The organism is Thiorhodospira sibirica ATCC 700588, from assembly GCF_000227725.2.
GTDB classification, from domain to species: Bacteria; Pseudomonadota; Gammaproteobacteria; order Ectothiorhodospirales; family Ectothiorhodospiraceae; genus Thiorhodospira; species Thiorhodospira sibirica.
Window position 1 is genome coordinate 2,855,090 of record NZ_MU255056.1, and the last position, 15,283, is coordinate 2,870,372.

Annotated in this window: 13 protein-coding genes; 8 read left to right on the forward strand and 5 right to left on the reverse strand. The window is 58.0% G+C overall.

The window, feature by feature from the left end:
* Nucleotides 1-36 precede the first annotated feature (36 nt).
* From ybgC to THISIDRAFT_RS13210, 6 genes are all read left to right on the forward strand, one after another.
* Nucleotides 37-522, forward strand: a complete 486-nt coding sequence (gene ybgC, locus THISIDRAFT_RS13185) for a tol-pal system-associated acyl-CoA thioesterase (RefSeq protein WP_006788582.1) — start codon at nucleotides 37-39, stop codon at nucleotides 520-522.
* Nucleotides 512-1,198 carry a protein TolQ gene (gene tolQ, locus THISIDRAFT_RS13190; protein ID WP_006788583.1) on the forward strand — a complete coding sequence of 229 codons (687 nt, stop codon included), beginning with the start codon at nucleotides 512-514 and terminating at the stop codon, nucleotides 1,196-1,198. The genes ybgC and tolQ overlap by 11 nt, the downstream gene beginning before the upstream one ends.
* A 34-nt stretch (nucleotides 1,199-1,232) precedes the next feature.
* A complete protein-coding gene (gene tolR / locus THISIDRAFT_RS13195; protein WP_006788584.1) occupies nucleotides 1,233-1,670 on the forward strand; it encodes a protein TolR in 438 nt (145 codons plus the stop codon).
* 10 nt (nucleotides 1,671-1,680) lie between these two features.
* Complete coding sequence (gene tolA / locus THISIDRAFT_RS13200) at nucleotides 1,681-2,556, forward strand: cell envelope integrity protein TolA (protein WP_006788585.1); 876 nt, start codon at nucleotides 1,681-1,683, stop codon at nucleotides 2,554-2,556.
* 17 nt (nucleotides 2,557-2,573) lie between these two features.
* On the forward strand, nucleotides 2,574-3,872 hold the full coding sequence (gene tolB, locus THISIDRAFT_RS13205; RefSeq protein WP_006788586.1) for a Tol-Pal system beta propeller repeat protein TolB: 1,299 nt from the start codon (nucleotides 2,574-2,576) through the stop codon (nucleotides 3,870-3,872).
* 443 nt (nucleotides 3,873-4,315) lie between these two features.
* Complete coding sequence (locus THISIDRAFT_RS13210; RefSeq protein ID WP_006787031.1) at nucleotides 4,316-7,018, forward strand: ATP-binding protein; 2,703 nt, start codon at nucleotides 4,316-4,318, stop codon at nucleotides 7,016-7,018.
* On the opposite strand, the gene tsaC is transcribed toward THISIDRAFT_RS13210, so the two are convergent.
* From tsaC to dprA, 4 genes are all read right to left on the reverse strand, one after another.
* Entirely contained in the window at nucleotides 6,990-7,553 is a 564-nt protein-coding gene (gene tsaC / locus THISIDRAFT_RS13215) for an L-threonylcarbamoyladenylate synthase type 1 TsaC (RefSeq protein ID WP_006787030.1), read from the reverse strand. The genes THISIDRAFT_RS13210 and tsaC overlap by 29 nt on opposite strands.
* Before the next feature lie 8 nt (nucleotides 7,554-7,561).
* On the reverse strand, nucleotides 7,562-10,105 hold the full coding sequence (locus THISIDRAFT_RS13220) for a DNA topoisomerase I (RefSeq protein ID WP_006787029.1): 2,544 nt from the start codon (nucleotides 10,103-10,105) through the stop codon (nucleotides 7,562-7,564).
* A gap of 12 nt (nucleotides 10,106-10,117) precedes the next feature.
* Nucleotides 10,118-10,591 carry a DUF494 family protein gene (locus THISIDRAFT_RS13225; protein ID WP_006787028.1) on the reverse strand — a complete coding sequence of 158 codons (474 nt, stop codon included), beginning with the start codon at nucleotides 10,589-10,591 and terminating at the stop codon, nucleotides 10,118-10,120.
* 259 nt (nucleotides 10,592-10,850) lie between these two features.
* Complete coding sequence (gene dprA, locus THISIDRAFT_RS13230) at nucleotides 10,851-12,098, reverse strand: DNA-processing protein DprA (protein ID WP_006787027.1); 1,248 nt, start codon at nucleotides 12,096-12,098, stop codon at nucleotides 10,851-10,853.
* Nucleotides 12,099-12,328: 230 nt separating this feature from the next.
* Between dprA and THISIDRAFT_RS13235 the strand changes: the two genes are divergently transcribed.
* Both THISIDRAFT_RS13235 and THISIDRAFT_RS13240 read left to right on the forward strand, forming a co-directional pair.
* On the forward strand, nucleotides 12,329-13,228 hold the full coding sequence (locus THISIDRAFT_RS13235) for a universal stress protein (RefSeq protein ID WP_006787026.1): 900 nt from the start codon (nucleotides 12,329-12,331) through the stop codon (nucleotides 13,226-13,228).
* Between the two features lie 9 nt (nucleotides 13,229-13,237).
* Nucleotides 13,238-14,371: a sensor histidine kinase gene (locus THISIDRAFT_RS13240; RefSeq protein ID WP_006787025.1), complete on the forward strand. Its 1,134-nt coding sequence runs from the start codon at nucleotides 13,238-13,240 to the stop codon at nucleotides 14,369-14,371.
* A 53-nt stretch (nucleotides 14,372-14,424) separates the two neighbouring features.
* Here THISIDRAFT_RS13240 and THISIDRAFT_RS13245 read toward each other — a convergent pair whose 3' ends face one another.
* The gene (locus THISIDRAFT_RS13245; RefSeq protein ID WP_006787024.1) at nucleotides 14,425-15,243 is read right to left on the reverse strand and encodes a DUF2971 domain-containing protein; all 819 of its coding nucleotides are present in this window, start codon (nucleotides 15,241-15,243) and stop codon (nucleotides 14,425-14,427) included.
* Between the last annotated feature and the right edge of the window lie 40 nt (nucleotides 15,244-15,283).

The window sequence follows — 15,283 nt, forward strand, 5'->3', positions numbered from 1 at the left end:
TGATCTGTCCAAATTTTACTGTGAGAATCGTTTTTTATGCATGAATCGTGCAGCTCATGCCCGCCAGTGGTGGGCGATGTGGAGGCATCAGTCGGCTATTGCTGGCCGGTGCGGGTGTATTATGAGGACACCGATGCCGGTGGGGTGGTGTATCACGCCACCTATCTCAATTATATGGAGCGCGCCCGCACCGAATGGCTGCGGGCTTTAGGCTATGCGCAGGAGGCACTGGTGCGCGAGCGCGGGATTTTGTTTGCAGTACACCGCCTGAGTGTGGATTATCTGTATCCGGCGCGGCTGGATGATCAGTTGTGTGTGCGTGTGGGGGCGCTGAAAATTCGCCGGGCAAGCATGGAGTTTTCCCAGCAAATCCAGTCTAAGTGTGCGTCTTATCCGCGCCTCTTGACACGCGCTACGGTTAAGATAGCCTGTCTTGCCGCAAAAAATATGACGCCTTGCCCCATTCCTGACCCCATCCTCGACGCATTCCATACCTGGGAGAACCGACGTTGTGAGTGTTGATTTATCCTTAACCCGCCTGATTCTTGAAGCCAGTTTTATTGTGCAGCTGGTGATGATCATGCTGGTCATGGCCTCTGTCTTATCGTGGGTCGCCATTGTGCTGAAATGGCGTACCCTGCGCGAGGCCCATGCCAGCGCGGATGAATTTGAGGAGCGTTTCTGGTCGGGGGTTGATCTGGCACTGTTGTATGAGGGCATCCGCCGACGCGGTGGGGCCAATGCGATGGAACATATCTTTGCCGCCGGCTTTAAGGAGTTTTTGCGGGTGCGCAAACCGCGTGATGTGGTCCTGGCCATCACCGATACCGCGCTGCGCTCCATGCGGGTGACGATTTCGCGTGAGGCAGATCAACTCGACCGCCATCTGCCCTTTCTGGCCACGGTCGGCTCCACCAGTCCGTATATCGGCCTGTTTGGGACCGTGTGGGGCATCATGCACGCCTTTATCGGCCTGTCCGGGGCACAGCAGGCGACGCTGGCGATGGTCGCGCCGGGGATTGCCGAGGCGCTGATTGCCACTGCCTTGGGCCTGTTTGCGGCGATTCCGGCGGTGATTGCCTATAACCGCTATAGCAATGATGTGGATCGTCTGGTGGTGCGCTATGAGAATTTTTCCGAGGAATTTACCGGATTGCTGCAACGGCAAATCCTGCAAAAAGAGGAGGCCGGAGCCTGATGATGCGCGTATTTATTAACGGGTGGCCGCTGCGATGAGTGCCTCGTCCCGGCGCGGCCATCGGCGGATGCCGATGTCGCAAATCAATGTGGTGCCGTTTATTGATGTGATGCTGGTGCTGCTGATCATTTTCATGGTGACTGCGCCTTTGTTGCAGCAGGGCGTTGAGGTTGAGTTACCGCAGGCCGATGCCAGCCCGCTGCCAGATTCCCAAAAAGGGGAGCCGATTATCGTCACGGTGTCACGCAACGGTGAGTTTAGTCTCAATCAGGGAGCGCGGGTGGGATTGACCCTGGGCTATAGCGAAGTGACCGCACAGGTCGCCGCCTTGCTGGCTGCGCGCCCGGACACGCCGGTGTATGTGCGTGGTGATCGTCATGTGGATTACGGGCAGGTGATCGATGCCATGGTGGCGGTACAGGCAGCCGGCATTGAGCGTGTGGGCCTGATGACTGACCCGAGCGGACCGTAGAGATAAGTCCATGTGGCAGGATCTGCGTGCGCATCCCATCGTGGCCCTGGTGGTCGTGGCCTTGCATCTGTTGTTTTTTGTCCTGCTGGGGATGAATTTTCATTTTAAATCGCCGAGCACCCCGCTGGAGGTTTCGCTCAGTCCGCCGGGTGAAGTGATTCAGGCCGTGGCGATTGACGCCCGCGAGTTTGATCGTCAGGCTAACGAGCAGCGTCTGGCGGAACAGCGGCAACGTGAAGCGGCAGCGGCGCGTGAACGTGAACGCCAGGAGGCCGAGCGGCGTGCTCAACAGGAACGCCAGCGTCAGCAGGAGGCCGAACGCCGCGTCCAGCAAGAGCGCCAGCGTCAGGAGGCCGAACGCAAGGCCCAGCAAGCGCGTGAGGCTCAAGCGGCGGCTCAACGGGCGCAACAGGAGCGCGAGCGCCAAGAAGCAGAACGCAAAGCGCAGCAAGAGCGCCAACGTCAGGAGGCGGAACGCAAGGCCCAGCAGGAACGTGAGGCCCAGGCAGCGGCGCAGCGTGCCCAACAGGAACGCGAACGCCAGGAAGCCGAGCGCCGCGCCCAGCAGGAACGCGAGGCCCAGGCTGCCGCCCAACGGGCGCAACAACTGCGTGACCGCCAGTTGGCTGAGTATATCGGTGCGGTGCGGGCCGCTGTACAACGTCAATGGGTGGTGCCACCGGCGTATCGCTCGGGCTATAAAGCCACTGTTTTTGTGCGTCAGACTCCGGTAGGGTATATCCAGGAAGTGCGTCTGGAAAGTTGTACTGGCGATGAGCTGTTTTGCCGTTCCGTGGAAGCTGCCGTGCGCAAGGCAGAGCCCTTGCCTACGCCGACCGATCCCGCGCTGTTTAGTCGCGAGATTCGTTTTACCTTTGAACCTTAACCGATTGAATCGACACCATGAGCCTGTATCGTATCCCCTTGTTATTGCTACTTATTCTGTGGCTACCCGGTATTGCCCAGGCGGTGCTGGAGATCCGCATTACTGAGGGCCGCGAGGGCGCCATGCCCATTGCCATCGCGCCCTTTGGCCTGACGGCAGGTGCGCCTCCGCCGGGCGAGGACCTGGCCGAGATCATCAGTACCAACCTGTACCGCAGTGGCCAGTTCTCTCCATTGGCGCGCAATGCCATGCCGCAGCGTCCCACCCAGGCCCAGGACATCCAGTTTGGGGTGTTTCGGGATCGCGGCATGGAATATCTGGTCATCGGGCGCATCCAGCAAAGCGGCGCCGAGCGCTATCAGGTGGAATTTGAACTGTTTGATACGCTGACGGAAAAATCGCTGGCCGGGTATGCGATTCCCAGTACCCGTGCGGAGTTACGCCGTACCGCCCATAAAATCAGTGATCTGATCTTTGAGCGCATCACCGGCAAACGCGGCGCCTTTGATACCCAGATTGCCTATGTCAGCGCCACCCGTAGCACGACCCAGCGCCAGTTTACCCTGCAGATTGCCGATGCCGACGGGCATAATCCGCGCACCATCTTTCGCTCCACTGAACCGCTGATGTCGCCCGCCTGGTCGCCGGATGGGCAACGCCTTGCCTATGTGTCATTTGAAAACCGGCGCTCCGAGGTTTATATACAGACCATCAGCAGCGGCACCCGCACGCTGGTAGCCAGTCATCCCGGCATCAACGGTGCTCCGGCGTGGTCACCCGATGGGCGCCGTCTGGCATTGGCCCTATCCAAAGATGGCGAGCCTAATATTTATGTGCTGGATCTGGCCAGCCGCCAGTTGCGCCAGCTTACCCAGACCCGTTCGATTGATACTGAACCGGTATGGGCACCTGATGGCCGCTCGATCATTTTTACCTCGGATCGTGCCGGCAATCCGCAGCTTTATGAGGTGGGCATTGATGGCGGCCAACCGCGTCGCCTGACCTTTGAAGGACGTTACAGCGGCGCGGCGGATATTGCCCCGGATGGGCGCACATTGGCCTTTGTCTATGGTGATGACGGGCGTTTTCGCATTGCGGCGCTCAATCGTGCCACACAGGCAGCGCGGATGCTCACGCAGGGACGCATGGATGAATCCCCAAGCTTTGCCCCCAATGGCAGCATGATCATCTACGCCACCTCTGAACAAGGGCGCGGGGTACTGGCTGCGGTCAGTGAGGACGGCCGGGTGCATCAGCGCCTGCTCTCGCAGGAAGGCGAGGTGCGTGAACCCGCCTGGTCACCGTTTTTGCGTTAACCGTTAATACTTAATACATCGTGGCGGCGGCTTTTGGCCGTCGCCACCGCGACATCGGGAGCAAAAAAAAGTTCTTGATTTTTTCTTCATTGTTTATCATAATTCTCCATTGTAGATAGGTTATCTACAAGCGCGAAGGTTTCGCGTTCCATGGTCGGGGTCGAAGTCGAATCGCAAAGTTGTTCTCTGTTCAGGATGAACGCCGAGGCCACTTTTATGGCGCAAGCTGGGTTTCGACGGCTGAAACCGCCCATGTTGCCGGTGTTGACCGGCCATTCGGTTGGGACTGCTCAACCAGGACTCCAGTTGCTCGCCCTTCGGGGCGCTATCAACGGAGAGCGAAGTGCCTAAAAATCGCATAAGCAACTTTGTTTAGGTTTTTAGGAACAGGATGCCGCACATATCCTGACGGGATTACCTATGTCCTGCGTGTTTTTTTAGCGATGTCCAAACCCATCGGCTCGGCTGTGCGCCTGTATATCGCCGCAGTGGCTGCATTTGCAGCGCTGGTGCTGTTCATTGCCGCTTTTGCCCTGTACCAGCTGTATCAGGATGCCCTGGATAACAGTTTCATCGTCGTCGAAACTCATGCGCGCAGTTTTGAAGACTTTGTGACCCAGACCCTCAAGGTGACTGAGCTGCTGGCTGCGAACACCGTCTATTTCTACACTCAGGATGCCGAAAAACTCCCTACTGATGGCATCCAGCAAAGCTTTAACGCCGCCCTCCGCCATACCCCCTTTCTGCGTTCGCTGTCGCTTTTGCAACATGAACAGATCGTGCTCAGCTCAAACGAGCAGGCCGTTGGACTTCGTCTGAATACCGACGCTTTTTTGCCGCTGACCCAGCGTGAGGGGGTGTTGCGCATTGGTACGCCCTGGGCGGGGCGCGATCTGCATTCAGGATACCCTGTCACCCCGCAACAGCCGCTCGCCGGGACAGATCTGTCGTTTATCCCGGTCAGTCAGGTCTTGAGCGAAGGCTCTGGTCTGAGCACGCTGCTGGCATCCATCAATCCGGATTTTTTTATTGATCACATCGAGCAAAGCTTTTCTACCCACCAAGGCAGCGTGGATATCGTGCGCCTTGACGGCATCTTGTTGTTTAGTACAGATCCACAACAACGCCCTGGATCGTTGATCTCGCTCGCCGGGCATCTGGAGAATTTTGAACAGTATCTGTCCGGCAGTTTCAGCCAGCAGAACCATGCACAGCGCGCCGTTTTATCGTCGTATCGGGTGTCTGCACTGTATCCGGTGGCGGTGCTGGTACACATGGAGCGGGCGGCAGCGCTGCAGAATTTTTATCAGACGGTGCTGGTGTTACTGCTGGTAGTGATCCCCTTTCTGCTGCTGTTTGTGTGGCTGGCGGTTGTCTATTATCGACGCAAGACCGAGGAAGACGCGCTGCGTCTGGCCATGTATAAGGCCACCCAGGCCAATCGCATGAAAAGCGAATTTCTCGCCAATATGAGCCATGAAATCCGCACCCCGATGAATGCCATTATCGGCATGAGCTGGCTGGCCTTGCAAACTCCGCTCAATGCCCAGCAGCGGGATTATCTGGGCAAAATCGATCACGCCGCCAAGGCCCTGCTGGGGATCATCAATGACCTGCTGGATTTTTCCAAGATCGAGGCCGGGCGGCTGAGTATTGAATCAGTCCCCTTCAGTGTCTGCGAGGTGGTCGATGATGTCATGGCGCAGATGCAGTTTCTGGCCCAGGAAAAAGGCGTTCACCTGGATCTGCAGATGGGCGCAGCGGCGCGTTGCGTGGTGCTGGGTGATCCTTTGCGAGTGCGCCAGATTCTGCTCAATTTACTCAGCAACGCCTTAAAATTTACCCCGCGAGAAGGGCGCGTCCTCCTTGAAGTGCGCCGTCTTGATACCCTCAGCATCCACACGGACAAGTACGCGCAGATCGTTGAATTATGCTACAGCGTCACGGATAGCGGGATTGGGATGAACGCCGAGCAAATCAGCCAGTTATTCAAACCGTTCACGCAGGCGGACAGTTCCACCAGCCGTCACTATGGTGGAACCGGGCTGGGCTTGAGCATCTGTCGCAAATTGATCGACCTGATGGGTGGACATATCCGCGTCCACAGTCAGCCGGGCAAAGGCAGTCAGTTTCAGTTCATTCTGCCGCTGCAACTGACCGATGAAATACCGCAGCATCTCACCTCAAGCACCCTAAAGTTGCCGCGCTCAGACTGCGCTGCCTGCCAGCATGCCTGCGTGCGTAACGCCAAGGTGTTGCTGGTCGATGACAATCCGGTCAATCAGCAGGTGGCACTGGGGATGCTCAACAGCCTGTGTGTGAGCGCCGAGGTGGCAGATGACGGCCCGCAGGCGCTGGCCAAAGCCCAGCAGATGCTGGCCGAACAGGGGGGCGTGGATGTCATTCTCATGGACATTCAAATGCCCGGCATGAGCGGCTATGAATGCACCCAAATGCTGCGCGCCCAGACGGCCTTTCGCGACACGCCCATCATCGCCATGACCGCCCACGCCATGCAAAGCGAACGCGATAAATGCCTGGCGCACGGCATGAACGACCATATCGCCAAACCCATTGATATTCATGTACTCAGTGAGGTTTTACTGCGCTGGCTGGAACCCGTTGCCTGCCGCTCAGCCGCAAAACCACCGGATTCGCCGCACCTGGCCGCTATCCCGGTGGTCGTGCAAACGCCGACACCAGGACTTACGGCGGAACATCAGGCCTTATTTCCTGAGCCGCTGCCGGGTCTGGATCTGCAGGAAGGCATTGAGCGCTTTGCCCAGGATGCCTTGTTATATCGGGATATTTTGTACGATATTGCGCCGCTGTTTCTGGAAAAACGCGAGCTGATGGCAGAGGCGGTAGAACGCGGGGATCTGGAGGACATCAAAAAGATCGCCCACAGTGTTAAAGGCATGGCCGGAAACATCTCCGCGACCCGGCTGTTTAGCGTCGCCAGCGCCATAGAAAAGCACATCTATGAAAATCCGGCCCTGCGCCCGGAAGCGTTGCAGCAGGAGCTGGCCGAATATGCCGAGGCCTTTGCCGAACTGAGTATCGGCCTACAGCGCCTGCTGGAGATGCAGCAGGGCGTGCCCGATCTCAGCTCAAGTCTTAGCCAGGACGCAGGATCGCCCCGGTGAGGGCGTCGCGGATTTCAGAGGGCTTGCTGCGTGTCCCGAGGGGGGCGTCCACAATGGCATCCAGGGATTTACCGAGCACTCGCTCGACCTCCTCGGCACTGCGAGCGGGCGGCTGGCCGTGGCGGTTGGCGCTGGTGGAGATCAGCGCGCCGTTGAAGTGGCTGCATAAGGCGCGGGCGGTGGGGTGGTCGGTGATCCGTACCGCCAGAGCGCTGTGCTTGCCGGTGAGCCAGTGCGGGGTTTGAGGCTTGGCCGGCCACAACCAAGTGACGTGGCCCGGCCAGCTTTGTAGCACCTCGGCCTCGCGTTGTGCTGGCAGGGGGTTGAGCCACTGGCTGAGCTGGCTCAATTCGGCGGCAATCAGAATCAGCCCCTGTTCAACCTCGCGGCCTTTGATCTGCAGCAGGCGTTGCACCGCTTGGGCATTGATGGGATCACAGCCCAAGCCATACACCGCCTCGGTGGGATAGGCCAAAATGCCCCCAAAGCGCAGGATGGCGGCGGCTTTTTGCGGATCGCGCAGATAACGGGCCATGATGAGGTCTACCCTGAGACGTTAGCGTTGGAATCGGTCGCCGATTTTTTGCCTTTTGCGCTGCTTTTGCGCGGGCTGGCGGCTTTTTTGGGTTTGGCTTTGGCCTTCTTGGGTTTATCCGCTGCACTTTTGGCGCCGCTGGTGGCCTTGCGCGTTTTGGCGGTGCTGCTTTTGGGGTTTTTCTCTTTTTTGGGTTTTTTCTGGGCGTCTACGCCATCTGCGCCGGCGGCCTTGGTAGGCTTGGTTTTGCCAGCGGCCTTGCGGCTTTTTTTCTCCGGGGCATTGGCCAGCAGGGTCTGGCATTCCTCGAGGCTGAGCGCTGCCGGTTCGCGATCCTTTGGCACACGGGCATTTTTCTTGCCATCGGTCACATACGGCCCGAAACGTCCATTGAGGATCTGAATGCCTTCGGCCTCAAAGGCCTTGATAAAGCGGCTGGCATCCAGTTGTTTTTTCTCTTCCACCAGCTCCAGGGCTCGCGGCAGTTCAATAGTGTAGGGATCATCCTCACCTTTGATGGAAGCGTAGCGGCTGCCAAATTTCACATAGGGGCCAAAGCGCCCGATGCTCACGCTCACCGGCTCGCCCTCAGGGGTATGGCCCAGCGCACGGGGTAATTTAAACAGCTCCAGGGCCTCTTCCAGGCTCAGGGTGTCCATCTTTTGACCAAGGCGCAGACTGGCAAAACGGGGCTTTTCTTCGTCGTCCTTCGTGCCAATCTGCACCAGCGGTCCATAGCGCCCCATGCGCACGCTGACCGGCTTGCCGCTTTTGGGATCCAGGCCGAGTTCGCGCGCCTGCACCGCCTGTTCGCGTGATACTGAGGCCTCTTTTTCTTCAACCCGGTCACGGAAACTGAACCAGAAGCGCTCCATGACCGGAATCCAGTCTTTTTCGCCGCGTGAAATCTCGTCGAGCTCATCTTCCAGATGTGCGGTGAAATCATAATCGACGTATTGGGTAAAGTGCTGGGTGAGAAAGCTGTTGACCACGCGCCCCACATCCGTGGGCACGAAGCGCCGGTTGGGCATGTCCACATATTCGCGCTGTTGCAGGGTGGAGATGATGCTGGCATAGGTCGAGGGCCGACCAATGCCGTATTCTTCCAGCGCCTTGACCAGGCTGGCCTCGGAATAGCGCGGCGGTGGCTCGGTGAAATGCTGGCTTAAGGCAATCTCCTGCAAGGGGACGGCATCGCCCTCGGTGAAGGCAGGAAGCAGGCGCTCATCGCCTTCCTCGGGGGTATCGTCCACGCCTTCGCGATACACCTGCATAAAGCCCGGATCGCGCAGGGTCGAGCCATTGGCGCGAAAAACGTGCAGGCTATCCGCCGTGGCCAGATCGACGGCGATGGTATCGAGCGTGGCGTGGATCATCTGACAGGCGACGGTGCGTTTCCAGATCAGATCATAGAGCTTGTATTGCTCGATGCTCAGATGCGCCTTGATCTCTTCAGGGATGCGCAGTGCGGAGGTCGGGCGGATAGCCTCGTGCGCCTCCTGGGCATTCTTGGCCTTGGTTTTATACTGGGGCGGCTGGGCGGGTAAATGGTTTTTGCCGTAGCGCTGGGCGATAAACTCACGCAGTTCGGTGATGGCATCGGCGGCCAGCGTCACGGAGTCGGTACGCATATAGGTAATCAAGCCGGTGGCCCCGCTGCCCAGATCAATTCCTTCATACAGCTGCTGGGCCACGCGCATGGCCCGGCTGGCGGAAAAACCCAGCTTGCGCACCGCCTCTTGTTGCAGGGTGGAGGTGGTAAAGGGGGGGGCAGGATTGCGACGGCGTTGCTTTTTTTCAATCTGGGCGACGTGTAATTGCCCCTGTGCCGCCGCGTGCAGGGTATCGCGCACCGCATGGGCCTGGGATTCATTGGGAATGTCGAAGGGGTCATGCTTGCGCCCGGCAAACACCGCCAGACGGGCAGTGAAGGGCTGCGTCTGCTGGGTCAACTGCCCGGTGACGTGCCAATATTCGCGGCTGACAAAGCGCTCAATCGCCTCTTCACGCTCCACAATCATGCGCAGCGCCGGGCTTTGTACGCGCCCGGCAGAAAGTCCGCGCTTGATCTTTTTCCACAACAACGGGGAGAGATTAAAGCCCACCAGATAATCCAGCGCCCGGCGGGCCTGCTGGGCATTGATCAGGTCAATGGAGAGATCACGCGGCTTGGCAATCGCCTCACGCACCGCCTTTTGGGTGATTTCGTGAAACACCACGCGCACCACGGGCTTGTCGGTGAGCAGGCCGCGTTCATTGAGCAATTCGTACAAATGCCAGGAAATGGCCTCGCCTTCGCGATCCGGGTCAGTGGCCAATACCAGGGTATCGGCGTTGCGCAGGGCACGCGCAATGCCATCGACATGACGGGCATTGCGCTCGATGAGTTGATAATGCATCCGAAAGCCGTGATCTGGATCAACCGCCCCTTCCTTGGGGATCAGATCACGCACATGTCCATATGAGGCCATGACCTCAAAGTCAGGGCCCAGGTATTTTTTGATGGTTTTGGCTTTCGCGGGCGATTCAACGATGACCAGATGTTTAGTCATGCTATTCCTGAATTAATGCAGATATTCCGGTGGACCTTCAAACATGATGCTTTCCAGCCAGCTATAGGCGGCTTCTTGTCCCGGTTGATTGAAAAGCACCATCAACACCACCCATTTAAGTTCATCCAGCGAAAAATCATCGGTTTCCAGATCCATCACGCGATCAATCACCAATTCGCGCATCAAGGGATTCAATACACGGTTTTGTTCGAGAAACAATAAAAAACCACGCGCCTGGGCGTCAAGACGCTCCATTTCCTGGACGCTGTAAATGCGTAGCGCCTGGCTTTTGCTATCACTGTCAAACTGCGCCGCTTGATTGGCGAGGTTTTCCAGCCAGTCAAAGGCTTTGTCAATCTCCCGGTCAGGGAAACCGGCCTCTGCAAGGCGGTGTTGCAGCTGCTCGCGATCAGGTTCCAGCTCGGTGTCCTCATCTGCATAGTTTTCAAAAAGATACATGAGTACATCTAGGACGCTTTCTTTCATCTTTTTTGCGCGAGAGACTCCGGCATTCATGCCAGAGAGGGCTTTTGCACCGTGCGTCGCACGATCACGCAGCCCTGTTCGCGTCCTCCGTTTGTCGTGCGTGATTGAGAAAGTACAGGCTTTCCACCTGCCGGGCCGTGAGGCTCTGCCCACAAGGGCCTGCTAAGGTGGGCCTTGCGACCCACGCCGCTAGGAAAGATCTGCCAGCGGCGTCCGGTCTTCAGGCCAAGGGCATTCATGCTTATGCTTATGTATGACCCTATTTCAGGCGAACGTAGCGCCCGCCGGGTGAGGACTCCACATAGCCTTTTAATTCCATGGTGGTCAGCATGGAGGAAATTGCGGCGATGGTCAATCCGCTGCGATGCACTAACAGGTCCATGCCGACCGGATCATACCCCATGCAATCGAGCAGGTGTTGGGCATTCGCATCACTATCATCGGTGCCTGAATCGTCTTGCTCGCCCGTATGTAGCGCCGGTGAGGGCTGTGTGGATGCGATGGTAACGCCTTGAGCCGCCTGCTCTGCGGGGCTGTGATGCGCCGTTGCCCGCTGTGCCAGGGTATGACCGCGTATCGCCAGCAAGGGCGCCATCTCTTCCAGAATATCCTCAACGGTTTCGACCAGTTTAGCGCCCTGGCGAATCAGCTGATGACAGCCGTGACTGAGCGGATTATAAATCGAACCGGGCACCGCAAACACCTCGCGCCCCTGCTCGGCGGCCAGCCGGGCGGTAATCAACGAGCCGCTGCGCACCGAGGCCTCAACCACCAAGGTTCCCAGGCTTAAGCCGCTTAGGATACGGTTGCGGCGTGGAAAGTTCTCTGCTTTGGGGCTGGTGCCGATGGGGAATTCTGATACCACTGCGCCCTGTTCCACCAGACGATGTGCCAGGGCCCGGTGACGCGCCGGATAGACGCGATCCGCCCCGGTACCGATAACGGCAATGCTGATACCCTGTGCATTTAGCGTGGCTTCGTGGGCAATGGCATCAATGCCCAAGGCCAGACCGCTGCTGATCAGCAAGCCCTGTTCACTGAGCTGGCGACTTAAGGTGGCGGTTGTATCAATCCCGCCCGGGCTGGGACGGCGACTGCCGACAATGGCCAGCTGTGGCAAAGCCAAGACCTCCGGATCACCCAGCACATATAAAACCGGTGGGGCGTCATTGAGTTCTTTGAGTAAGGGCGGATAGCGGGGGTCTAACCAGGTCAGCAGATAATGGCCGGGTTGCTGCGCCCAGGCCAGATCAGCCTCCACGCCCGGATGCGGACATTGCTGAATGAAGCGACGTGTCGCCTGCTTGAGGCCCAACTCGCGCCAGGCGGCCAAACCATCGGCCACCGCTGCCTGCGCACTGCCATAATGCGCCAGGATAGCGGCAAAGCGTACCGGGCCGATGCTGGGGGTATGGGTCAGACATAGCCATGCATATAACTGTTCGAGATCAACACAGGCCGAGGCTGTGGGCTCGGTGACGGCGGGTGCCGTTGATTTTTCCATCATCGGGACAATTCCTTGGGCAATAGTGCCTGCCAGTACGGGGATCAGCAGGGATAACGGGCCATGCCAACGCGGTTTCTCTGGATTTCTGGTAGCATAGGAAGCCGCATCATCTGCAGTATACGTCAAATACAGCGGAATCAAAAATACTACGGTCGGCGCGTGTAAGACGCAGCGGGCGCTGTGCAGTTCCAGGTAGCCGGCTTTCTATCATCAAGGTTTGGAGGGGTGCGATGAGTTTAGCCAAAATAGTCTATGCAACCGATTTATCCGAACGTGCGGATCGGGCCGGGCAACGAGCCTTTGCCCTGGCGCAGGCCCATCACAGCACGGTGCTTGCGCTGTGCGTGATTGATGCCGACTTGCGCGAAAACAAACTGTTACACATGACCGGCCAGGTCGGCACCGAGATCGAAAACAACCTCATTGAAAGCCATCGCCAACGCCTGCGTCAACATCTGGATGGTCTGGGGCCGTTTGCGGGCAAGGACTTGCAAAGCACCGCCATGATGGGGCCGGTGTGTCGCACGATCTTAAGCCAGGCCCAGCAATTCGGCGCGGATTTAATCGTCATCGGCGCACATGGCGTTAATCATCTGCACGATGTATTGGTGGGCACCACCGCTGAAAATCTGCTGCGCCACACAGATCGACCGGTATTGGTGGTAAAAAATCCGACCCAGGACACCCCCTATCAGCGCATTCTGGTCCCGGTCGATTTTTCCCAGCGTTCGCGCCATGCCCTGTCCCTGGCCCAGGATTTACAGACCACGGGCCACCCTGTGCAGGTGTTGCATGTCTTTAATACCGCGCCGATGGATCATATCTATCGCACCGGTGTGGATGAGGGCATGATCCAGCGTATCGAGGCCCAGGCCCAGCGCGAAGATCAACAACTGCTGCAGGAATTTATCAAAGATTCCGGCGTCAATACCGCCAACCTGCAAGAAACCATGAAGGCCGGCTATCCGCCGCTGGTGATTGAGCAGTTTGCCCGCGAGATGCAGGCCGACCTGTTAATCATGGGCACGCACGGACGCGGGCGTTTCAAGGATGTGCTGCTGGGTGGCGTGGCTCGGCGGGTGGTCAATCAGGTGCCCTGTGATGTGCTGTTAGTGCGCGGTCAGGATTAGGTTGTTGGCATGAGTGCCGATCAGCCCGATGCCCCACGCACTGCCCTTGCTTATTGGCCGGATGACCCGCGTTTCTGGCATCAGGGGCCGGCGGCCAGTATCAATAATTTGCGCCTGTTATTGGAGCGATTTCTTGGTCAGGTAGATGCGCAGCGCGCCCTGTATGAGTATGCCGTGGCACACCAGATCGACTTGCTGCGCACGCCCTGTGTCGACCCCGGTCTGATCACATTTTGCGAGCAGATTTTGGGGAATATCATCGGTCACACGGCGGCCAAGGTGATGGTGTCCAGACTTGCCCAAGGGGATATGATCGGTTTAGAAGAGCTCATGCAGATTCTGGAAGAAAGCAGTCAACTGATAGCCTACAGCCAACAACTTGAAAGTAAGTCACGCGCCCTGGAGGCGGCCACTGAGGAATTGCGTATCGCCAACGAACGCCTCCATGAGCTGGATCGCATGAAGGATGACTTCATCTCCACAGTCACCCACGAATTGCGCACCCCTTTGACCTCCATCCGCTCCTTTACCGAGATTTTATATGACAATCCCAAGCTGCCTGAGCTACAGCGCCAGGAATTTCTGGCGATTATCATCCGCGAAAGCGAGCGCCTGACCCGGTTGATCAATCAGGTGCTGGATCTCTCCCGGCTGGAATCAGAGCAGATGCACTGGGTATTAAGTCCCACCGACATTGTGCAGGTGGTGCAGGATGCCATCATCGCCAATCAGCCCTTGTTTCAGGCCAGAGCGATTGCCCTGCATCTGGATGCCCCCGCCACGCCGCTATGGCTGGACAGCGACAGCGACCGGTTGCAGCAGGTGATCACCAACCTGTTGGCCAATGCGGCCAAATTCAGTCCGGCCCAAACAGGGCAGGTGTGGGTACAGGTGCGGCGCGAAGGCACCGATAGCGCACGCATCGTCGTTAAAGACAACGGCCCAGGTATCGCACTCGCCGCCCAGACCCATCTGTTTGAAAAATTCCAGCAAGTCGGCGGCACCCTCACCAACAAACCCGAAGGCACCGGCCTGGGGCTGGCCATCTGTCGCCAGATTATCAAACGCCTGGGCGGCACCATCTGGGTCGAAAGTGACGAAGGGCAAGGTGCCGCCTTCCACATCCGCCTCAGCCCGCCATAAACTGAGAGCGCCACGCCCCGGCGCAGTCTACGGATTGCCCGTTTAAGTACGCCTTATTCCTCATCCACCGCCTCCTGCAAGGTGATGCGGTGTAAGTCAAAACGATGTGGATCAAGGCGGATCTCGTACAAATGGCACTGCGATTTATAGCGCAGGTCATAGCGAAAGGTCTGGTTGATCCACTGGCGCGTTGCGGCCTGTGCATCAATCCCCAGGGTCAGTGAACGCACGGCCTGCACCGGCAGCGGATAATAATACGCCCCCTCCGCCTCTGCGGGGTGTGCCTCGGCCAGCGGACGAATCAGGCGAATCTCCTCTTCGTGGGCATATTCCGGGGCGCGGTGAAAGAGCGCCGGAAAAGGCTTGAGCGGATGATCTGCCGTGGGGCGTTCGGCGGCATACACCACCGGGCGCAACACCTGCTTGTTGCTGCTAAAATCGGGGTGTGCCGTGTCAATCTCCAAAACCAGGCCGCGATGCGCGTCTGCGTAATATTCCCACAGCAGCGGATTATCCCAGCGCTTAAAAAAACGACACCACACCAGACTGGCATACCCCTTCGGCTCCGGTAATTTGGGTACCTTGGCCAGCAGGCGCTGCTGCATCTGCGCCTCAATCTGCGGGCGTTTGGGCAACACCTTCTCGCGAAAATCCGCAAAACTGAACGCACCTTGAATGTGCGCCGGAAGCGCCTGAAACTGGCGTTTAAGCTCCGCCTCAAAGGCATCGTCGCTGATTCTGGGCACCTTTGGCATCACGGCGGGGGCATTGCGCTGATACGGATCAGCACAGGTGCTGACCGCAGAAAACCCAAGCCGTGCATGACGCAAGACATCCAGCTCAGAAGGTGCTAAAAAGAGATACACATTCATTCATGCAACATTCAGCTAAAAATGTTTAATATTCGGTTTG